General features: G+C 71.8%; 14 protein-coding genes and 1 tRNA gene. 10 read left to right on the plus strand and 5 right to left on the minus strand.

From position 1 onward, the window contains the following. Positions 1-80 precede the first annotated feature (80 nt). The 8 genes from QOZ86_RS17945 to QOZ86_RS17980 all read left to right on the plus strand — a co-directional run bounded on the left by QOZ86_RS17945 (position 81) and on the right by QOZ86_RS17980 (position 13,567). Positions 81-1,244: an IS701 family transposase gene (locus QOZ86_RS17945; protein ID WP_284493342.1), complete on the plus strand. Its 1,164-nt coding sequence runs from the start codon at positions 81-83 to the stop codon at positions 1,242-1,244. Between the two features lie 249 nt (positions 1,245-1,493). Further along, a complete protein-coding gene (trpB, locus tag QOZ86_RS17950) occupies positions 1,494-2,843 on the plus strand; it encodes a tryptophan synthase subunit beta (RefSeq protein WP_284493343.1) in 1,350 nt (449 codons plus the stop codon). Continuing rightward, complete coding sequence (gene trpA / locus QOZ86_RS17955) at positions 2,840-3,640, plus strand: tryptophan synthase subunit alpha (protein WP_284493344.1); 801 nt, start codon at positions 2,840-2,842, stop codon at positions 3,638-3,640. Before trpB ends, trpA begins: the two co-directional genes overlap by 4 nt. Further along, entirely contained in the window at positions 3,637-4,575 is a 939-nt protein-coding gene (gene lgt, locus QOZ86_RS17960) for a prolipoprotein diacylglyceryl transferase (protein WP_284493345.1), read from the plus strand. The genes trpA and lgt overlap by 4 nt, the downstream gene beginning before the upstream one ends. 347 nt (positions 4,576-4,922) lie before the next feature. After that, the gene (gltB, locus tag QOZ86_RS17965; protein ID WP_284493346.1) at positions 4,923-9,572 is read left to right on the plus strand and encodes a glutamate synthase large subunit; all 4,650 of its coding nucleotides are present in this window, start codon (positions 4,923-4,925) and stop codon (positions 9,570-9,572) included. Next, entirely contained in the window at positions 9,565-11,067 is a 1,503-nt protein-coding gene (locus QOZ86_RS17970) for a glutamate synthase subunit beta (RefSeq protein WP_284493347.1), read from the plus strand. Before gltB ends, QOZ86_RS17970 begins: the two co-directional genes overlap by 8 nt. Positions 11,068-11,276: 209 nt before the next feature. Beyond that, the gene (gene pyk, locus QOZ86_RS17975; protein ID WP_284493348.1) at positions 11,277-12,692 is read left to right on the plus strand and encodes a pyruvate kinase; all 1,416 of its coding nucleotides are present in this window, start codon (positions 11,277-11,279) and stop codon (positions 12,690-12,692) included. Continuing rightward, positions 12,689-13,567, plus strand: coding sequence for an acyl-CoA thioesterase (locus tag QOZ86_RS17980; RefSeq protein ID WP_284493349.1), 879 nt, complete (start codon positions 12,689-12,691; stop codon positions 13,565-13,567). Before pyk ends, QOZ86_RS17980 begins: the two co-directional genes overlap by 4 nt. Before the next feature lie 22 nt (positions 13,568-13,589). On the opposite strand, the gene QOZ86_RS17985 is transcribed toward QOZ86_RS17980, so the two are convergent. Both QOZ86_RS17985 and QOZ86_RS17990 read right to left on the minus strand, forming a co-directional pair. Further along, positions 13,590-15,221: an aminotransferase class V-fold PLP-dependent enzyme gene (locus tag QOZ86_RS17985; RefSeq protein ID WP_284493350.1), complete on the minus strand. Its 1,632-nt coding sequence runs from the start codon at positions 15,219-15,221 to the stop codon at positions 13,590-13,592. Between the two features lie 218 nt (positions 15,222-15,439). Continuing rightward, a tRNA-Leu gene (locus tag QOZ86_RS17990) sits at positions 15,440-15,513 on the minus strand. Positions 15,514-15,589: 76 nt separating this feature from the next. Between QOZ86_RS17990 and QOZ86_RS17995 the strand changes: the two genes are divergently transcribed. Next, positions 15,590-16,189 carry an ANTAR domain-containing response regulator gene (locus QOZ86_RS17995; protein ID WP_284493351.1) on the plus strand — a complete coding sequence of 200 codons (600 nt, stop codon included), beginning with the start codon at positions 15,590-15,592 and terminating at the stop codon, positions 16,187-16,189. A gap of 234 nt (positions 16,190-16,423) precedes the next feature. Then, a complete protein-coding gene (locus QOZ86_RS18000) occupies positions 16,424-17,767 on the plus strand; it encodes an ABC transporter substrate-binding protein (protein WP_284493352.1) in 1,344 nt (447 codons plus the stop codon). A gap of 384 nt (positions 17,768-18,151) precedes the next feature. On the opposite strand, the gene QOZ86_RS18005 is transcribed toward QOZ86_RS18000, so the two are convergent. From QOZ86_RS18005 to QOZ86_RS18015, 3 genes are read right to left on the minus strand one after another with little or no spacing between them, the layout of a single operon-like run. Continuing rightward, the gene (locus QOZ86_RS18005; RefSeq protein ID WP_284493353.1) at positions 18,152-19,066 is read right to left on the minus strand and encodes an ABC transporter ATP-binding protein; all 915 of its coding nucleotides are present in this window, start codon (positions 19,064-19,066) and stop codon (positions 18,152-18,154) included. Further along, positions 19,063-20,073, minus strand: a complete 1,011-nt coding sequence (locus QOZ86_RS18010; protein ID WP_284493354.1) for an ABC transporter ATP-binding protein — start codon at positions 20,071-20,073, stop codon at positions 19,063-19,065. Before QOZ86_RS18010 ends, QOZ86_RS18005 begins: the two co-directional genes overlap by 4 nt. After that, complete coding sequence (locus QOZ86_RS18015) at positions 20,063-21,061, minus strand: branched-chain amino acid ABC transporter permease (RefSeq protein WP_284493355.1); 999 nt, start codon at positions 21,059-21,061, stop codon at positions 20,063-20,065. Before QOZ86_RS18015 ends, QOZ86_RS18010 begins: the two co-directional genes overlap by 11 nt.

Raw genomic sequence — 21,061 nt, forward strand, 5'->3', positions numbered from 1 at the left:
CTAGTACTACAGCCGCAAGGTTTTGAGTGGCCGCGGCGTGTCTGCCGGACTGCGGCGATCGGGCCGGTGACCTTGGCTGGATGGTCGAAGATGTCAGTGTGGCCGAGGTCGAGGGCTGGGCAGTCGGCCTGGAAGAGGTGACCTGGCGGATCGGGCCGCGGTTTTCTCGGCCGCAGCCGCGTGCGCAGGCCGGCGCCTATCTGCGGGGTCTGTTGTCGGGGGTGGAGCGCAAGAACGGGTGGACGCTGGCCGAGCAGGCCGGTGATCAGACCCCGGATGCGACCCAGCGGTTGCTCAACCACGCCGAGTGGGACGCCGACGGGGTCCGCGATGACCTGCGCGAATACGTCGTGGAGTACCTCGCCGATGACGACGCGGTGCTGGTGATCGATGAGACCGGCTTCCTGAAGAAGGGCAGCAAGTCCGCCGGGGTGGCCCGGCAGTACTCCGGTACGGCGGGGCGGATCGAGAACTCCCAGATCGGGGTGTTCCTGGTCTACGCCGCTGCGGCCGGGCGGACGTTCATCGACCGGGAGCTGTATCTGCCCAAGGCCTGGACCGATGATCGTGCCCGCTGTGCTGAGGCTGGTATCGGCCCGGAGGTGGAGTTCGCGACCAAGCCGGAGCTGGCTCTGCGAATGCTCATCCGGGCCCTGGACGCCGAGGTGCCGGCCGGCTGGGTCGCCGGTGATGAGGTCTACGGGCAGAACGGCGCCCTGCGGCTGGCGCTGGAGGAACGTCGCATGGCCTACGTGCTCGCCGTCCCGGTGAACCAGCACGTCATCGCCACCATCGACGACCGGCCGGCCGGCACCCGGGTCGATGCGCTTTCGGCCGCCGTGCCCGAGGCGGACTGGCAGCGACTGTCGGCCGGTGTCGGCGCCAAGGGCCACCGGCTCTACGACTGGGCGCGCATCCCGATCCGGTCATTGGATGAGCCCGGCCGGTACTGGCTGCTGGTCCGTCGCCGCCTCACCGATGGCGAACTGGCCCACTATCTGTGCTTCTGCCCGGCGCAGGCGTCGCTGGCCGACCTGGTCGGCGTCGCCGGCCGTCGCTGGGCGATCGAGGAATCCTTCGAGACCGGCAAGGGCGAAGTCGGCCTGGACCAGTACCAGGTCCGCCGCTACGACGCCTGGTACCGACACATCACCCTCGCTTGCTGGGCACACGCCTTCCTCACCGTCACCCGCGCCGCCACCAGCGGCGAAAAAGGGGGGTCCCGAACCTGCACGGCGAGCTGACCGAGCTCTCACTGCCCGAGATCCGCCACCTGATCACCTGCCTGGTTTGGGCACCGGCACCGCAGCACCCACCCCAGCAAGTCCTGGACTGGTCGCACTGGCGCCGCAGACACCAGGCCCGCGCCCGCCGCTGCCACTACGCCCGACGCGGCTCCGCCAGTGAAATGCGGCTGTAGTACTAGGCCCGCTCCGGGAACTTCACCACGACCCCTGCGCCGCTCGCGGCGCCGGGCGCGGGACACTGGTGCCATGACGACGACCAGCCCGCCGCAGCCCGGAGAACTCTCCCTCCCGGCGCGCCCGGGCTGGCCCGACGCCACCGGCCACTTCGGGGTCTTCGGTGGCCGCTTCGTGCCCGAGGCGCTGGTCGCGGCGCTCGACGAACTCACCGAGGCCTACGAGGCCATGCGCGTCGACCCCGCCTTCCTCGCCGAGTTCGCCCGGCTGCAGCGTGACTACACGGGCCGGCCCAGCCCGGTCACCGAGGTGCCGAAGTTCGCCGAGCACTGCGGCGGCGCCCGCGTGCTGCTCAAGCGCGAGGACCTCAACCACACCGGCTCGCACAAGATCAACAATGTGCTGGGCCAGGCGCTGCTCACCAAGCGGATCGGCAAGTCGCGCGTCATCGCCGAGACGGGCGCCGGCCAGCACGGCGTCGCGACGGCAACGGCGGCGGCACTCATGGGGTTGTCCTGCACCGTCTACATGGGCGAGGAGGACACGCGCCGGCAGGCGCTCAACGTGGCCCGCATGCGATTGCTCGGCGCCGAGGTGATCCCCGTGACCACCGGGTCGCGCACGCTCAAGGACGCCATCAACGAGGCGTTCCGCGACTGGGTCACCAACGTGGAGACCACGAACTACGTCTTCGGCACCGTCGCGGGCCCGCACCCGTTCCCGGCCATGGTCCGCGACTTCCAGCGGGTCATCGGCGACGAGGCCCGCGCCCAGGTCCTGGAGCGGGAGGGGCGGCTGCCCGACGCCGTCCTGGCCTGCGTCGGCGGTGGCAGCAACGCGATCGGCATCTTCACCGCCTTCGTGCCGGACGACGGTGTCCGGCTGCTCGGCCTGGAGGCCGGTGGCGACGGCGTGGACACCGAGCGGCACGCGGCCACCATCACCGGCGGCTCGCCCGGTGTGCTGCACGGCGCCCGCTCGTACCTGCTGCAGGACGAGCACGGCCAGACCATCGAGTCGCACTCGATCAGCGCCGGTCTGGACTATCCCGGCGTCGGCCCCGAGCACTCCTACCTGCACGACATCGGACGCGCCGAGTACCGGCCGGTCACCGACGCCGAGGCGATGGAGGCGTTCGCCCTCCTGTGCCGCACCGAGGGCATCATCCCGGCGATCGAGTCCGCGCACGCGCTGGCCGGCGCGATGAAGCTCGGCCAGGAGCTGGGGACGGGGGCGCTGCTGTTGGTCAACCTCTCCGGTCGCGGCGACAAGGACGTCGAGACGGCCTCGCGCTGGTTCGGGCTGGGCGATCGCGAGGAGGTCGACCCGGGCCCGGGGCTGGACACCGACCAGCAGCCCACCGAGGGCGCGGTCAGCAACCACGAGGCCGCGGCCGGCCAGGAAGCGGGGGAGCAGGCATGAGCGCACTCGCACAGCGGATCGAGGCGGCGAAGGCCCAGGGGCGTGCCGCGCTGATCGCCTACCTGCCGGTCGGCTACCCCGACGTCGACGGCTCGATCGCGGCCATGGTGGCCGCCGTCGAGGCGGGCGCCGACGTGATCGAGGTCGGCGTCCCCTACAGCGATCCTGGCATGGACGGCCCGGTCATCCAGGAGGCAGTCGACGTCGCCGTGCGCGCGGGTGTGGGCATGCGCGACGTGCTGCGGGCGGTCGGGGCGGTGGCCGACGCCGGTGCCGTCCCGGTGGTGATGAGCTACTGGAACCCGATCGAGCGCTACGGGGTCGACCGGTTCGCCGCGGACCTGGCCGCGGCCGGCGGTGCGGGGGCGATCACCCCCGACCTGATCCCCGACGAGGCGGAGGAGTGGATCGCCGCCAGCGACCGCGCCGGTCTCGACCGGGTCTTCCTGGTGGCGCCGTCGTCCACCGATGCCCGGCTGGCCGCGACCGCCGCCGCCTCCCGCGGGTTCGTCTACGCCGCCTCCACCATGGGCGTGACCGGTACCCGGGCGACCGTCGGCGACGCGGCCGAGGTGCTGGTGGCCCGCACCCGCCAGGCGGCCCCGGACCGGCATGTCTGCGTCGGGCTGGGGGTCTCGAACGGCGACCAGGCGGCGGAGGTGGCCGCGTTCGCCGACGGGGTCATCGTCGGCTCGGCGTACGTCCGGGAGCTGCTCGAGGGCCGGGGCGCGGCCGGGGTCCGCGCCCTGACCGAGGATCTCGCCGGTGGCGTCCGCCGGGCGGGGGCCCGGGCATGACCGTGCTCGCCGCGATCCCCAGCCCCACCCAGGGCGTCTGGGAGCTGGGTCCGCTGCCCATCCGCGCCTACGCGCTGGCCATCATCACCGGGATCGTCGCCGCGGTCTGGCTGACCCAGCGGCGCTGGGTGGCCCGCGGCGGCGCCGCCGAGGACGTGCTCGACATCGCCGTCTGGGCGGTGCCCTTCGGCATCCTGGGCGGCCGGATCTACCACGTCATCTCCAGCCCGCGCCCGTACTTCGGCGAGGGCGGTGACCCGCTGCGTGCCTTCGCCATCTGGGAGGGCGGGCTCGGTATCTGGGGCGCGATCGCGCTCGGCGGCGTGGGGGCGTGGATCGCCTGCCGGCGCCGCGGCATCCCGTTGCCCGCCTTCGCCGACGCGGTGGCCCCCGGGCTGCTGGTCGCCCAGGCGATCGGGCGGCTGGGCAACTGGTTCAACAACGAGCTCTACGGCGGCCCCACCGATCTCCCATGGGCCCTGACGATCTACGAGTGGAGCGGCGGCCGAGCGGTCACCGGTGCCGATGGCGAACCGGTGGTGCTCGGCACGTTCCACCCGACATTCCTCTACGAGCTGCTGTGGAACCTCGCCGCCGCCGCCTTCGTCATCTGGGCCGACCGGCGGTTCCGGCTGGGCCACGGGCGGGTCTTCGCCCTCTACGTCGCCTCCTACTGCCTGGGCCGGCTGTGGATCGAGCTCCTGCGCACCGACCCGGCCGAGACGTTCTTCGGCGTCCGGGTGAACGTTTTCACCGCCGTCATCGTGGGTCTGCTGGCCGTCGCGTACTTCGTCTGGCAGCGCGGCCGGCCGCGTGAGGTGATCGACCGCCCCGACGTGGCGGCCGAGCGCTCCCACGAGGTGACCGGGCGCCGGGCAGGTGCCCGGCGGGCGCCTGCCCGTGAGCACGAGGACGAGCCCCCGACCGCGTCCTGAGACGCTTCCGGCACCGCTGTTCCGGCCGCGGATCGGGGTGATCCAGGCGGCCGACGCGGCGTGACTCCGATCATGTCGATGCCGTGTTCCGGCTGTGTACCCTTCGGGCTGACCCGTCAGCGATCCTGGCCGGGTCTCGTGTCGGAACCGGGCCAGCGCTGCCCCGCGGACGACGGCCCGCCGGCAACAACCGGTGGGCCCGCGCCACGCCGGCCGGGGCAGCTGTCCCTTCCGGCACCCGCCCTCCGCACGTGCCGCCATCACCGCCGCCTTCGACCTCCGGCCCGGGCCCCGCCCCCCGTCCGACCTCCCCCGGGAGACGACGGTGCGCCGACGACGGGAGTGACATGACCGACCTTCCCGCCTCCGCCACCGCGGCAGTGCCCTTCTCCGCAGTGCCCGCCCCGATCGGGCTGTACGACCCGGCGAACGACAAGGACGCCTGCGGTGTCGCCTTCGTGGCCGACGCCCGTGGAAGACGGAGTCGGCGCATCGTGCAGGCCGGCCTCACCGCGCTGCACAACCTGGACCACCGGGGTGCCGCCGGTTCCGAGCCGAACTCCGGTGACGGCGCCGGCATCCTCACCCAGATCCCCGACGCCCTGCTGCGCGCCAGCGTCGCGTTCGACCTGCCGCCGATGGGCGAGTACTCGGTCGGCATCGCCTTCATGCCCGTCGACGACGAGGAGCGGGCCGCCCGCGCCGAGGACGTCGCCCGCCTCGCCGAGGAGGAGGGGCTCACCGTCCTGGGCTGGCGCGACGTGCCGGTCGACCCGGACGGCGCCGACCTCGGCCCCACCGCGCGCGCGGTCATGCCGCACTTCGCCCAGCTGTTCGTGGCCGAGACGATGGCCGGCCGGGCCGACACCGCAGCCTTCGGCGGCAACGTGGAGGCCCACGGCGTCACCCGGCTGGAGCGGCGCTCCTTCGTGCTGCGCAAGCGGGCCGAGCGCGCCGCCGTGGACGCCGGCAGCTCGCTCTACATCGCCTCGCTGTCGTCCCGGACCATCACCTACAAGGGCATGCTGACCACCGACCAGCTGCCGCTGTTCTTCCCCGATCTGCGCGACGAGCGCTACGAGTCGGCCATCGCGCTGGTGCACAGCCGCTTCTCGACGAACACCTTCCCGAGCTGGCCGCTGGCCCACCCGTTCCGCTTCATCGCGCACAACGGCGAGATCAACACCATCAAGGGCAACCGCAACCGCATGCGCGCCCGCGAGGCGAAGCTGGCCACCGAGCTCTTCGACGGGCCGGCCGGCCCGGCGTCGGAACTGGGCCTGGAGCGGATCTTCCCGGTCACCGCCAGCGACTTCAGCGACTCGGCGACCTTCGACGAGGTGCTGGAGCTGCTGCACCTGTCGGGTCGGTCGTTGCCGCACGCGGTGCTGATGATGATCCCGGAGGCCTGGGAGAACCACGACGAGATGGACCCGGCCCGCCGGGCGTTCTACCGTTTCCACTCCTCGATCATGGAGCCGTGGGACGGGCCCGCCGCCGTCTGCTTCACCGACGGCACGCTGATCGGCGCCGTCCTCGACCGCAACGGCCTGCGCCCGGGCCGCTGGTGGCACACGAAGGACGACCTGGTCGTCATGGCCAGCGAGGTCGGCGTGCTCGACATCCCCGCCGCCGACGTCGTCGCCAAGGGCCGGCTGCAGCCGGGCCGGATGTTCCTCGTCGACACCGCCTCCGGGCGGATCGTCTCCGACGAGGAGGTCAAGGGCGCCCTGGCCGCCGGGCACCCGTACGAGGACTGGCTGCACGCCGGGCTGGTCCACCTGCCCGCGCTGCCGGAGCGCCGGCGGTCCCGGCCCAGCCACGAGTCGGTCGTCCGGCGCCAGATGCTGTTCGGCTACACCGAGGAGGACCTGCGCCTGCTGGTGACGCCGATGGCGGCCAGCGGCGCCGAGCCGATCGGCTCCATGGGCACCGACACGCCGATCGCCCCGCTCTCGGACCGCTCCCGGTTGCTCTACGACTACTTCGGGCAGCTGTTCGCCCAGGTCACCAACCCGCCGCTGGACGCCATCCGCGAGGAGCTGGTGACCAGCCTGGGCCGCACCTTCGGCCCGGAGCAGAACCTGCTGGAGGCGACCCCGGCGTCGTGCCGGCAGGTGCACCTGCCCTTCCCGGTCATCGACAACGACGAGCTGGCGAAGATCCTGCACATCGACGACGACGGCGACCTCCCCGGTTACGCCGCCGTCCGGATCACCGGCCACTTCGACGTCAACGGCGGCGGGGCGGCACTGGCCGAAGCCGTCGAGCAGCTGCGCACGAAGGTCAGCAAGGCCATCTCCGCCGGCGCCCGCATCATCGTGCTCTCCGACCGGGACTGCGACGAGAAGCGCGCGCCGATCCCGTCGCTGCTCATGACCGCCGCGGTCCACCACCACCTGGTGCGGGAGAAGACCCGCATGGAGGTCGGTCTGGTCGTCGAGTCCGGCGATTGCCGCGAGGTGCACCACGTGGCGCTGCTGCTGGGCTACGGCGCGGCCGCGGTGAACCCCTACCTGGCCTTCGAGTCGATCGAGGACCTCATCCGCGACGGCGCGCTCACCGGTGTGGAGCCGGCGCAGGCCGTCCGGAACATGGTGAAGGCGCTCGGCAAGGGTGTTCTCAAGGTCATGAGCAAGATGGGCATCAGCACCGTCGGCTCGTACACGATGGCGCAGATCTTCGAGGCCGTCGGCCTCTCCCAGGACCTCGTCGACGAGTACTTCACCGGCACGTCCGCCCCCCTGGGCGGGGTCGGCATCGACGTGCTCGCCGAGGAGGTGGCGATGCGCCACCGCCGGGCCTACCCGGAGAACCCGACCGAGCGGGCGCACCGCACCCTGGAGACGGGCGGCGAGTACCAGTGGCGCCGCGAGGGCGAGGTGCACCTGTTCAACCCCGAGACGGTGTTCCTGCTGCAGCACGCCACGCGGTCGCGGCAGTACGACGTCTTCGAGCAGTACACGCAGACGGTGGACAAGATGTCCGAGGACGCGGCGACGCTGCGCGGGCTGTTCACGCTCAAGTCCGGCGTCCGGCCCCCCGTGCCGCTCGACGAGGTCGAGCCGGTCAGTGAGATCGTGAAGCGCTTCAACACCGGCGCCATGAGCTACGGCTCGATCTCGCAGGAGGCGCACGAGACCCTGGCCATCGCCATGAACCGGCTCGGCGGCCGGTCCAACACCGGTGAGGGCGGCGAGGACCCCGACCGCTTCACCCCCGACCCCAACGGCGACCTGCGCCGCTCGGCGATCAAGCAGGTGGCGTCGGGCCGCTTCGGCGTCACCAGCGAGTACCTGGTCAACGCCGACGACATCCAGATCAAGATGGCGCAGGGCGCCAAGCCCGGCGAGGGCGGGCAGCTGCCCGGCGGCAAGGTCTACCCGTGGGTGGCCCGCACCCGGCACTCCACGCCGGGGGTCGGCCTGATCAGCCCGCCGCCGCACCACGACATCTACTCGATCGAGGACCTCAAGCAGCTGATCCACGACCTGAAGAACGCCAACAACGAGGCGCGGGTCCACGTCAAGCTGGTCGCCGAGGTGGGCGTCGGGACGGTCGCGGCCGGCGTCAGCAAGGCACACGCCGACGTCGTCCTGATCTCCGGGTTCGACGGCGGCACCGGTGCCGCGCCGCTGACCTCGCTCAAGCACGCCGGCTCCCCGTGGGAGCTGGGCCTGGCCGAGACCCAGCAGACGCTGCTGGCCAACGGGCTGCGCGACCGCATCGTGGTGCAGGTCGACGGCCAGATGAAGACCGGTCGCGACGTCATCGTGGCCGCGCTGCTGGGCGCCGAGGAGTTCGGCTTCGCCACCGCGCCGCTGGTCGTCTCCGGCTGCGTGATGATGCGGGTCTGCCACCTGGACACCTGCCCCGTGGGTGTGGCCACGCAGAACCCGGAGCTGCGCAAGCGGTTCACCGGGCGCCCGGAGTTCGTCGTCACCTTCTTCGAGTTCCTCGCCGAGCAGGTGCGGCACTACCTGGCCGAGCTGGGCTTCCGGTCGATCGACGAGGCCGTCGGCCACGCCGAGCTGCTGGACACCCGCCAGGCGGTCGACCACTGGAAGGCCGCAGGTCTGGACCTCGCGCCGATGCTGGTGGTCCCCGAGCTGCCCGAGGGCACGCCGCGCCACGCGGTGCGAGGCCAGGACCACGGCCTCGACGTCGCGCTGGACCAGACCCTGATCCAGCTGTGCGAGGGGGCGCTGCTCGACGCCCGGCCGGTGAGCCTCGAGCTGCCGGTCCGCAACGTCAACCGCACCGTCGGCACGATGCTGGGCTCGATGGTCACCCGCCGCTTCGGCGGCGAGGGGCTGCCCGAGGGGACGATCGACCTCACCTTCGGTGGGTCGGCCGGGCAGTCGTTCGGCGCGTTCGTGCCGCGGGGCATCACCATGCGGCTGTTCGGAGACGCGAACGACTACGTCGGCAAGGGCCTGTCCGGTGGGCGGATCGTCGTCCGGCCCTCGCGCGAGGCGCCGTTCGCCGCGGAGGACAACGTCATCGCCGGCAACGTCATCGGGTACGGCGCCACCAGCGGGGAGATCTTCCTGCGCGGGCGCGTCGGCGAGCGGTTCTGCGTCCGCAACTCCGGGGCGCTCGCCGTCGTCGAGGGTGTGGGCGACCACGCGCTGGAGTACATGACCGGCGGGCGCGCCGTCATCCTCGGCCCGACCGGCCGCAACATCGCAGCGGGCATGTCCGGTGGTGTCGGCTACGTGCTCGACCTCGCCCGGCACCGGGTGAACACCGAGATGGTCGACGTCGAGCTGCTGGACGGCGAGTCCGCGCAGTGGCTGCGCGACGTGCTCGTCCGGTACGCCGCCGACACCGAGTCGCCGGTCGCCGCGGCGCTGCTGGCCGACTGGGGCCGCTGGTCCGGGCAGTTCAGCGTGATCATGCCGCGGGACTACCGGCGGGCTCTCGAGGCGCGGCGTGCCGCCGAGGCCGCCGGTGTGGATGTGGATCGAGCAGTGATGGAGGCGGCACGTGGCTGACCAGACCGGTTTTCTGAACTACGAGCGCGCGCTGCCGCCGCGCCGTCCCGTCGAGCTCCGGATCATGGACTGGAAGGACGTCTACACCCGGCGCCAGAACGGCGAGGACCCGCTCTTCCCGACGGCGGAGGTGCGCACCCAGGCCGCCCGCTGCATGGACTGCGGCATCCCGTTCTGCCACCACGCCTGCCCGGTGGCGAACCTGATCCCGGAGTGGAACGACCTCGCCCGCCGCGACGACTGGCACGAGGCGATCGAGCGGCTGCACGCGACCAACAACTTCCCCGAGTTCACCGGGAAGCTGTGTCCGGCCCCGTGCGAGGGCTCCTGCGTGCTGAACCTGCAGGAGTCCCCGGTCACGATCAAGCAGATCGAGTGGGAGATCATCGACCGGGCGTGGGACGAGGGCTGGGTCGCCCCGCAGACGCCGGCCGAGCGCACCGGCAAGAAGGTCGCCGTCGTCGGCTCGGGGCCGGCCGGCCTCGCCGCCGCCCAGCAGCTCACCCGCGCCGGGCACGACGTGACCGTGTACGAGCGGGCCGACCGGCCTGGCGGCCTGCTGCGGTACGGCATCCCCGAGTTCAAGATGGAGAAGTCGGTCCTGGACCGGCGGCTGGACCAGATGCGCGCCGAGGGCACCCGGTTCGTCACCGGTGTCGACGTCGGCGGGTCGGGGGAGAAGGATCTCTCCACCGAGCGGCTGCGCGGCGAGTTCGACGCGGTCGTCCTCGCCGGGGGTGCGACCATCGGCCGTGACCTGCCGGCGCCCGGCCGGGAGCTGGCGGGCATCCACCTGGCGATGGACTACCTGCCCTACGGCAACCTCCAGGCGCTGGGCGAGCTCGACACCCCGCCGATCAACGCCCACGGCAAGCACGTGGTGATCATCGGTGGCGGCGACACCGGGGCCGACTGCCTGGGTACCGCGCACCGGCAGGGGGCGGCCTCGGTCGCCCAGCTGGAGATCATGCCGGCGCCGCCGGACCGCCGGGACCAGGCTGCCAATCCGTGGCCGACCTACCCGATGATCATGCGCGTCTCCAGCGCGCACGAGGAGGGCGGCGAGCGGCTGTACTCGGTGAACACCGAGCGATTCCTCGGCCACGAGGAGGGCCCCGCCCACGGCAGCGTGCGGGCCCTGCTGCTGCACGAGGTGGAGCGGGTGGACGGCCGGTTCCAGAAGGTCGAGGGCAGCGAGCGCGAGCTGCCGGCCGACCTGGTCTTCCTCGCCATGGGGTTCACCGGCGCGCAGCGCGAGGGCCTGGTCGACGCCCTCGGCGTGGAGGTCGACGGCCGGGGCAACGTCTCCCGCGACGGCGAGTTCATGTCCACCGTGCCCGGCGTCTTCGTGGCCGGTGACATGGGCCGCGGCCAGTCGCTCATCGTCTGGGCCATCGCGGAAGGCCGTGCTGCGGCCGCCGCCGTCGACACCTGGCTCACGGGCGGGTCGATGCTGCCGCGACCGGTCACCCCGACGGCGGTCGCCCTGCGATAACACTGTCGTCCTACCGGACGACACCGCGGCCAATGGCCGTCCCCGACCCGCGCGGAGCCGCTTTCCGTGTCCCGGTCGGGGACCCTCCGGGCCCCGCGACCGGTCCACACGCTGCGCGAAGCCCGGGGCGAACGCGCTCCGTCTGACGTGGGGGACGGCACGTGGAGGCGGTGCGGTCCGGAGGACCGCGATGCCATAGCGTTCTGACCATGTCGCGCCGCGCCAAGATCGTCTGCACCCTGGGTCCTGCCACCAGCTCCGCGGAGCAGGTGAACGCCCTCGTCGAGTCGGGGATGGACGTCGCCCGGCTCAACTTCAGCCACGGGTCCCACGAGGACCATGCGGCTGCGTACGGACTCGTGCGCGAGGCCTCCGACCGCGTGGGTCACGCGGTGGCCATCCTCGCCGACCTCCAGGGCCCCAAGATCCGTCTCGGCACCTTCGCCGAGGGACCGGTCACCTGGGTCACGGGCAGCCAGATCTGCATCACCGTCGAGGACGTGGCCGGGACCGCGGAGCGGGTCTCCACCACCTACAAGGACCTCGCCAACGACGTCCGCGTGGGTGACCGGCTGCTCGTCGACGACGGCAACCTCTCGTTGAGCGTGGTGCGCGTGGACGGCCCCGACGTGTTCTGCCTGGTGGTCGAGGGCGGCACCGTCTCCAACAACAAGGGGCTGTCGCTGCCCGGCGTCGCGGTCAGCGTGCCCCCGCTGTCGGGCAAGGACGAGCGGGACCTGCGCTTCGCCCTGCACCTGGGTGTCGACTTCATCGCGTTGTCCTTCGTGCGCTCGCCCACCGACGTCGCCCTGGTGCGGGACATCATGCGGCAGGAGGACATCTACGTCCCCGTCATCGCCAAGCTGGAGAAGCCCGAGGCCGTCCGGAACCTCGACGCGATCGTCGAGGCCTTCGACGGCATCATGGTCGCCCGCGGCGACCTGGGCGTGGAGCTGGCCCTGGAGCAGGTTCCGCTGGTGCAGAAGCGGGCGATCCAGGCGGCCCGGGAGCGCAACAAGCCGGTCATCGTGGCCACCCAGATGCTCGAGTCGATGATCACCAACTCCCGGCCGACCCGTGCGGAGGCCTCGGACGTGGCCAACGCGGTCCTCGACGGCGCGGACGCGGTGATGCTGTCGGGCGAGACCTCCGTCGGGCAGTACCCCATCGGCGCGGTGCGGACGATGGACCGCATCATCAGCGCCGTCGAGGGCGACCACCTGTGGGTGCCCGAGGTGGCGCGCCGGTCGCGGTCCCGTTCGGGTGCGATCGTCCGCGCTGCACGGGAGATCGGGGAGTCCTTGGACGTCAAGGCGCTGGCGACCTTCACGCAGACCGGTGAGACGGCCCGCCGACTGGCCGCGCTGCATCCCCGCCAGCCGCTGCTGGCGTTCACCGTGGACGCCCGGGTGCGCAGCCTGCTCGCCCTGTCCTGGGGGGTGGAGACCTTTCTGGTGCCTGCCGTGGAGCACACCGACGACATGGTGGCCCAGGTCGACTTCTCGCTGTTGTCGATCGGCCGCCTGAAGGTGGGTGACCGGGTCGTCGTCGTGGCCGGCAGCCCGCCGAACACCGTGGGTTCGACCAACCTCATCCGCGTGCACGAGATAGGTACCGACGCGTGAGCGAGAGGCCGAAGGACACGCAGGCGGCGGCGCTGCTGTCGGTGCTCGACCTCGCCGAGCGGGAGACCGACGTCTTCGTCGGCAAGACGCCGAGCACCGAGCGGCAGCGCATCTTCGGCGGTCAGGTCGCCGGCCAGGCGCTCGTGGCCGCGGGGCGCACGGTCCCGGGGGAGCGGGGGGTGCACTCCCTGCACTCGTACTTCCTCCGGCCCGGCGACCCGTCGGAGGAGATCCGCTACGCCGTCGACCGCATCCGGGACGGCCGGTCCTTCTCCACCCGGCGGGTGATCGCCTGCCAGCGCCGCAGGGGCGAGGACGTCGCGATCTTCGCGCTGACCGCGGACTTCCACGCCGGCGAGACCGCCGTCGCGGAGCACTCGCTCCCGATGCCGCAAGTGCCTTGTCCCGGCGAGATGATGGGCACGGAAGAGATCGTCGCCCGGCACGGCGAGCGGGCGGCGTTCATGGCGGCGATGGGGCGGGTCGTCGAGCAGCGGTTCCTGCACGACCCGTTCGCGGCGCCCCCCAAGTCGCCGCCGGACACGCAGTCGTGGACCTGGTTCCGGGTCGCGGGCGAGCTGCACGACGACCCGGTCGTGCAGGCCGCGGCTCTGACGTTCGTGAGCGACCTGACCTTGCTCTCGGCCGGATTCGCCCGGCTCGGCGGTGGCTGGCCGGACTTCGTGGGCGCGAGCCTGGACCATGCGGTGTGGTTCCACCATCCCGTGCGTGCCGACGACTGGCTGCTCTACGAGACCGACAGTCCCGCGGCGTCCTCCGGGCGGGCCCTGTGCTTCGGCCGCATCTGGTCGGCGGATGGAACGCACGTCGCCACCGTGGCCCAGGAGGGGCTCATCCGGTCACCGGACGCCTGAGTCCCTCACCAGGCCTGGTCGGTCAGGGCTGGTTCGCCTCCTGGCCGGGAGCTGCGGCGTCCGTGGCATCGCCGGTCGGCTGCTCCGGGTCGCCCTCGGCCTGCTCGCGCCCGGCCCGCTGCCGTTCGGCGTGTTCGCGCTCGGCCCGCTCCCGCTCCGCCGCGCGTGCCGCGGCCTGCTCGGCGGCCTGCGCGGCGAAGTCGGCGGCGAGCCAGTCGTGGCCCTCCTTCAGCAGCGTCCAGACCCGCTCGACGTGCGCCCGCGTCGTGGCGGGCGAGCCGACGGCCACCCGCAGCACCGGCTCGCGGTGCACGGTCGTGTGGGTGAGGAAGACCTCGCCGCCGTCGTTGAGCCGGTCCAGCAGCGTCATGGTGGCGACATCGGCGTCGACGCCCTCCGGCCAGCGCGGCTTCAGGCAGACCAGCGACAACGGGTGCGGGGAGACGACGTCGAACCGCTCGTCGGCCTCGGCCCACCCGGCCAGCTCCTGGGCGAGGGCCACGTGATCACGGATGTGCGCCCGCAGCCCCTCGGCGCCGTACCAGCGGAGGACGAACCAGAGCTTCAGCGCACGGAAGCGGCGGCCCAGCGGGATCTGCCAGTCGCGGAAGTCGACGACCGCGCCGGCGTCCGTGGCCGAGTTGCGCAGGTAGTCGGGGAGGATCGAGAGCGCGCCGGTGAGGGCTGCACGGTCGGCGACCCAGAAGAGGGTGGCGTCGAACCCGGTGAGCAGCCACTTGTGCGCGTCGGTGGTGTAGCTGTCGGCCCACTCGACGCCGGCCTGCAGCTTCCGCAGCTCCGGCACGACGGCGCTGACGCCCGCGTAGGCGGCGTCGACGTGCAGCCAGACGCCGTACTTCTGGCAGATCGGCCCGATGGCGGCCAGCGGGTCGACGGCGGTGGTGGACGTGGTGCCCACCGTGGCGCAGACGAGCACCGGCCGGTAGCCGCGGGCCACGTCCCGCTCCAGGCGGGCAGCCAGCGCGCCGGTATCCATGGCGAGGTCGCCGTCGACCTCCACGATGCGGACGGCGTCGGTACCCAGGCCGGCGATGCGCACGGCCTTCTCCATCGACGAGTGCGTCTCGCTGGAGACGTAGACGGTGGCCCGTTCCGGCTGGACGCCCTGCCGGACGGTCGCACCCCCGCTGGCCCGGTGCAGCGCCGCCAGGAGGGCGACCAGGTTGGCGCCGGAGCTGGAGTCCTGGACCACACCGCCGCCGGTGCCCGAGGAGCGGAAGGACGCCGGCAGGCCGAGGAGGTCGGCCAGCCAGTCCATGACGTGCTGCTCGAGCTCGGTGGCCGCGGGGCTGGTCACCCACGACATGCCCTGCACGCCGAGCCCTGCCGAGACCAGGTCACCGAGCACGGAGGGGCCGGAGGTGTTCGCGGGGAAGTAGCCGAAGAAGCCGGGGTGCTGCCAGTGCGTGACGCCGGGCATGACCACACGCTCGAGGTCGGCCAGGATCGCGTCGAAGGGCTCGCCCCGCTCGGGAGCCGCGGCCGGCAGCGAGGCGCGGACGTCGCCGGGGGAGACCTGCGAGCGCACCGGGAGGGAGCCGATCCGCGTCCAGTAGTCGGCGATCCAGTCGACGATCTCGTGCCCGTGGCGCCGGAACTGCTCGGGGGTCATGTGCGGGGCAGGCTCGGTCACCAGCCGAGACTATTGCCCGCGACGAGCGGGCCCCGGAGGGGTCCTCGAGGAGCGAGGCGACGCAGGACGAAGACGCTGGAACGCGAGCCGCCCCGCGAGGCGAGCTGCCGAGCGGGGGCCGGAGGCTCCCCGAGGCAGCGCGGACAACGGCTCAATTCAAGCCGGGGGACGGCACTTGGCCGCGGTGCGATCCGGAGGATCGCAGTTACATTGCCGAGTGCCCCCGGTGCGACTCGAACGCACACTGCGCGGGTTTTGAATCCGCTCCCTCTGCCGATTGGGGTACGGGGGCGCGCCGGGGGAGCCCGGCTGCGCGGAAAGCGTAGCGGGGCGGTGCGCGGTCCCCGACGTCGATAGGGTCTTCCGACGTGAGCAGTGACCCGGTCCGCGTTCTGATCGCCGAGGACGAAGCCCTGATCCGGCTCGATCTCAAGGAGATGCTGGAGGAGGAGGGGTACAGGGTCGTCGCGGAGGTCGGCGACGGGCAGCAGGCGATCGATCGCGCCGAGGAGCTGCGTCCCGACCTGGTCATCCTCGACATCCAGATGCCGGTGCTCGACGGGCTGTCCGCGGCCGAGCGGATCGCCTCCGCGCGGATCGCGCCGGTGATCGTGCTGACCGCCTTCAGCCAGCGCGAGCTCGTGGAGCGTGCCCGTGACGCCGGGGCGATGGCCTATCTGGTGAAGCCGTTCTCCAAGAACGACCTCGTGCCGGCCATCGAGGTCGCCCGAGGACGGTTCGCGGAGATGACCGCACTGGACGGCGAGGTGCGCACGCTCGAGGAGCGGCTCGAGAGCCGCAAGGTCGTGGAGCGCGCGAAGGGCCGGCTGATGGCCCATCGCGGCATGACCGAGGGGGACGCCTTCCGGTGGCTGCAGCGCAACGCCATGGACCGGCGGACGAGCATGAAGTCGCTCGCCGAGGAGATCCTGTCCGGGGATGGGACCTGGCAGGGCGGTTCCGACTGAGCTCGCCGTGACGCCGGGTGTGATCGGCCGCGGCGCACCGTTGCCGGCCCACCCGTCGGGTTCCGCGCGCTGTACCCGGGTGCGATCAAGGTCACGACCTCATCACGGTCCCTCCGCGGCCGGGCGCAACCCCGTGGTGGGCGGCTAGGTTCTGCGCACCGATCGGCGTCCGCTCGGCGGTCGTCGCGCATGCGCGCCGGCGGCGGACGCACTGATGACACTGGGAGTTGCTTGATGCGCACTGGCACCACTGCCCGCAGCATCGCCGTCACCGGTGCCGCCCTGCTCGCGCTGACCGCCTGCGGTGGCGGCGACGAGGGCGGCGACACCACCAACGCCGGTGGTGACACCGGCAGCGGCGAGAAGCAGGTCAACGTCTACGGCACCGACGGCAACATGGGGAACGCCCTCGGCGAGTCCTTCACCACCGACGGAGCCCTGGTCGGGATGCGGGGTACTGCTCCGCTGACCGACCTGTCCTCCGACTTCCGGGATCGGCTCAACGCCATCTACCCCGGTCTCCAGGACTACAACTACGCGGGTGAGACGTACGACGCGATCATCGTCAGCGCGCTGGCCTCACTGCTGGCCGGTAGCACCGATCCCGCGCAGTTCTCCCCTTACATCAACGGGGTGACCTTCGGCGGTGAGGCGTGCGCCAGCTTCACCGAGTGCAAGTCGATCATCGACCAGGGCGGCAACCCCGACTACGAGGGCGTCTCGGGTCCGCTGGCCTTCACCGAGCCCGGCGAGCCCGCGGTGGCGAGCTTCGGCATCCTCCAGTTCGGCGAGGACAACACCCTCGACGACGAGGCCACCGAGTTCGAGCTCGCCGGTGACGCGGACAACGCAGCGAGCGACGAGGGGCCGGCTCCGGCTGCTCCGGGCGCCACGTCCGACGACCCCCTGGTCATCGGCACCCTGCTGCCCCTCACCGGTAACCTCGCCTTCCTCGGCCCCCCCGAGGTCGCCGGTGCGCGGCTGGCCGTCCAGGAGATCAACGAGGCCGGTGGCGTGCTCGGTCAGCCCGTCCAGCTCGTCGAGGGCGATTCGGGCGACGCCTCCACCGACACCGCCTCTCAGACGGTCAACCGTCTCCTGAACGAGAACGTCGACGTCATCGTCGGGGCGGCGTCTTCCGGGGTGAGCCTCACCGTCATCGACGCGATCACCCGTGCCGGTGTCGTCCAGATCTCCCCGGCCAACACCTCCGACCAGTTCACCGACTACAACGACAACGGGCTGTACTTCCGGACGGCTCCGCCGGACACCCTCCAGGCCCGTGCGCTGTCGGACCTGATCATCAACGACGGCAACAACACCGTCGGGATCATGGCGCTGAACGACCCGTACGGCACCGGTCTGATGGAGAACACCGTGGAGAACCTGATCTCCGCGGGCCTGTCGGAGGACAGCATCGAGACGCTGACCTACGACCCGCAGGCGGCGAACTTCGACTCCGAGATCCAGCAGATGGTGGAGTTCAACCCCGACGCCATCGTGGTCATCGGCTTCGAGGAGTCGGCGCGGATCATCGAAGGCCTCAACGCGGAGGGCATCGGCCCGGCGCGCAACTGAGGTCGTCCGGCCGGCCCGCGTCATCACGGTGATGCGGGTCGGCTGAACGCCGGTCGCAGTGGGGGCGCCCCCCCCGGGGGGGGGGGGGCCCGGGGGGGGGGGGGGGGGGGGGGGGGAGGAACAGGGGGGGGCCGGGGGGGGGTCTCCCCCCGGGGCGCGGCGCCCCCCCCCCCGGGGGGGGCCCGCCCCACTGCGCTGTCCGGGGCCGGGCGGTACGACTCAGCGGTAGCCGCAGGTGCGGGTCACGATCCAGCGGTAGCGGCGCGATCGGGAAACGGCCGACCGAGGGCCGCAGATGCCCTCTCACGGCCGTGCGAGCCCACAGACCGCTCCGGCGCCGTCCCCCGGGAGGGACGGCGCCGGACGTGCGTGCGGGTGACGCGGTCAGTGCGCCTTGGCGAGTGTGCCGAGATAGAGCTCGATGACCTTCGGGTCGTGCATCAGCGATTCGCCGGTGGCCGTGTATGCGTTCCGGCCCTGGTCGAGGACGTAGCCGCGATCGCAGATCTGCAGACAGCGCCGGGCGTTCTGCTCGACCATGATGATCGAGACGCCGGTGGCGTTGATCCGCCGGCAGCGGATGAACACCTCGTCCTGGTAGACGGGGGAGAGCCCGGCCGACGGCTCGTCGAGCAGCAGCACCGAAGGATCCATCATCAGTGCCCGGCCCATGGCGACCATCTGCCGTTCGCCGCCGGACAGCGAGCCCGCCTTGCCCTTGCGCCGCTCACCGAGCAGCGGGAACAGGTCGACGACGTAGTCGAAGCGCTCCTTGAACGTCTTCGGCCGCAGGTAGACACCCATCTGCATGTTCTCCTCGATGGTCAGCGAGGGGAACACGTTGTTGTTCTGCGGCACGTAGCCGACCCCGAGGGACACCAGCCGGTGGGCCGGTGCGGAGGTGATCTCCTCTCCGCGCAGCGTCACCGAGCCGGACCGCACCGGGATGAGCCCGAACAGGGCCTTGAGCAACGTGGACTTACCGGCACCGTTCGGGCCGATGATGCCGACCAGTTCGCCGTCGTTGAGGTAGAAGTCGCACTCGTTGAGGATGTTCACCCCGGGCAGATAGCCGGCGACGAGCTCGTCGGCGCGGATCAGCGCGTCGCCGGCCAGCCGGACGTGCTCCCCGCGGGTGGCCGCCTGCTCGGCGGGTGAGAGGTCGCCGGCCGCCTCCGCTCGGCTGGGCCCCCGATCGACGGCCTCTGATCCGTCCCCCTGGTCGACCGGCCGGTCGAACTCGTACTCCGGGTCGGTGCTCTCGCGAGGGTCCTTGCCCTGACCGGGATCGATGGTCATCGGTCCGTCCCCTTCTCGTGCTTCCGGTCGGGGCGCCGGACGTCGTCGGCGTGTTCCTCGCGGGAGATGGCCGCCTCCGCCTCGGCGAGGACGCGGTCCTCGTCCTCGATGGTCAGCGGGGCGTCGTGGTGCGCGCCGAGGTAGGCGTCGACCACCGCCTTGTTCTGGCTGATCGACTCGGGTGGGCCCTCGGCGATCACCTTGCCGGCTGCCATGACGACGACCCAGTCGCTGATGTCGCGGACGACGTCCATGTCGTGCTCGACGAAGACGACCGTCATGCCCTGCTCGCGCAGGTCCTTGACGTGTCCCAGCAGGCTCTGCGTCAGCGCGGGGTTCACCCCGGCCATCGGCTCGTCGAGCATGACGACCTTGGGGTCGCTCATCAGCGCGCGGGCCATCTCGAGCAGCTTGCGCTGGCCACCGGAGAGGGTGCCGGCGAAGTCGTCCTTCTTGGCGTCCAGCTTGAACCGGCGCAGCAGGTCCATGGCCTTCTCGGTGTTGGCCTTCTCCTGCGCCCGCCAGATCCCGGGGACGAGGGCGCGGAGAAAACTCTCCCCCTTCTGCCCCTGCGCGCCGAGCAGCATGTTCTGCAGCACGGTGAGCCGGGAGAGCGCCTTGGTCAGCTGGAAGGTGCGGACCACCCCGAGCCGGGCCACCTGGTGCGGGGAGAGCTTGCCGAGCGACCGGCCGTCGAACGACCAGGTACCGCCGTCGGGCTGGTCGAACCCGGTGAGCAGGTTGAACAGCGTCGTCTTGCCGGCGCCGTTGGGGCCGATCAGCCCGGTGATGCCGCCGCGCTGGATCTCCAGGTGGTCGACCGAGACGGCCGTGAGGCCGCCGAACGTCCGGACCACGCCGTCGACCACGATCGCGGGGTCGGGCTTGGCCACCCCGACCTCCCAGGGCAGGTTCCGCAGCGCGGCCTGGGCCAGCCGCTTCGGAGGCCCGCCCGTGCCGGTCGTGGACATGGCGTGCGCCCCGGAGGGCGTCGGCTCAGCGGGCATCGAGCATCACCTCTCGTCGGTCCCCGAAGATGCCCTGCGGGCGGAAGATCAGCAGCAGGATCAGCCCGAGTCCGATGATCACGAATCGGATCTGCGCGACGTCGGTCGCGGACAGCAGGTTCTCCGGGATGACCCCGTTGCCGATCAGGGTACGCAGACCGGTGTCCGCGAACTGGATGATGAAGTACAGGAGCATCGCGCCGATCACCGGTCCGAGCACCCGGGCGGCACCACCGAGGATCAGCGCCGCGTACGCCAGGAACGTGTTGGCGTTCTGGTACTGGTCCGGGGTCGCCGACGCGGTGCCGACCGCGTAGATCATGCCGCCCAGCGCGCCGAGCACGCCCCCGAGAACGAGCGCCTGCATCTTGTAGACGTAGACGTTCTTGCCCAGGGCACGCACGGCGTCCTCGTCCTCGCGGATGGATTTCACCACCCGGCCCCACGGGCTGCGGACGAGCAGCCAGACCAGCAGGCACGCGAGCGCGACCAGGAGCCAACCGACGAGGGTCACCCACAGGTCGGCGCCGCTCCAGCGGGTCCCCAGGATGCTGTAGCGCCGTGCGGTGTCCCAGGGCGCGAGCTCGACGAAGGGGTCGCTGAACCCGGAGAGGCCCCGGGTGCCGGCGGTGATCGGCGTCGCCGAGACCGACCGGAAGGTCAGCCGGAGCCCCTCGGCCGCGGCGATGGTGGCGATGGCCAGGTAGTCGGCGCGTAGCCGGAGCGTCGGGATGCCCAGCAGCAGGGCGAGCACCACGGCGGCGGCGATCCCGATGAGCACGCCGACCCAGAACGGGAGCCCCCACTGGGCCACGGAGATCGCGATCCCGTAGCCCCCGAGCATGGCGAACGCGATCTGGCCGAAGTTCAGCAGCCCCGTGTACCCGAACTGGATGTTGAGCCCGATGGCGAGCAGCGCGAAGAAGACGGCCTGGAAACCGATCCCGGCCTTGAGTGCGACGGCGAGTGCGTCGAGGAGTTCAGCCAT

This window comes from Blastococcus capsensis (assembly GCF_030165005.1).
In the GTDB taxonomy this organism is placed as follows: domain Bacteria; phylum Actinomycetota; class Actinomycetes; order Mycobacteriales; family Geodermatophilaceae; genus Blastococcus; species Blastococcus capsensis.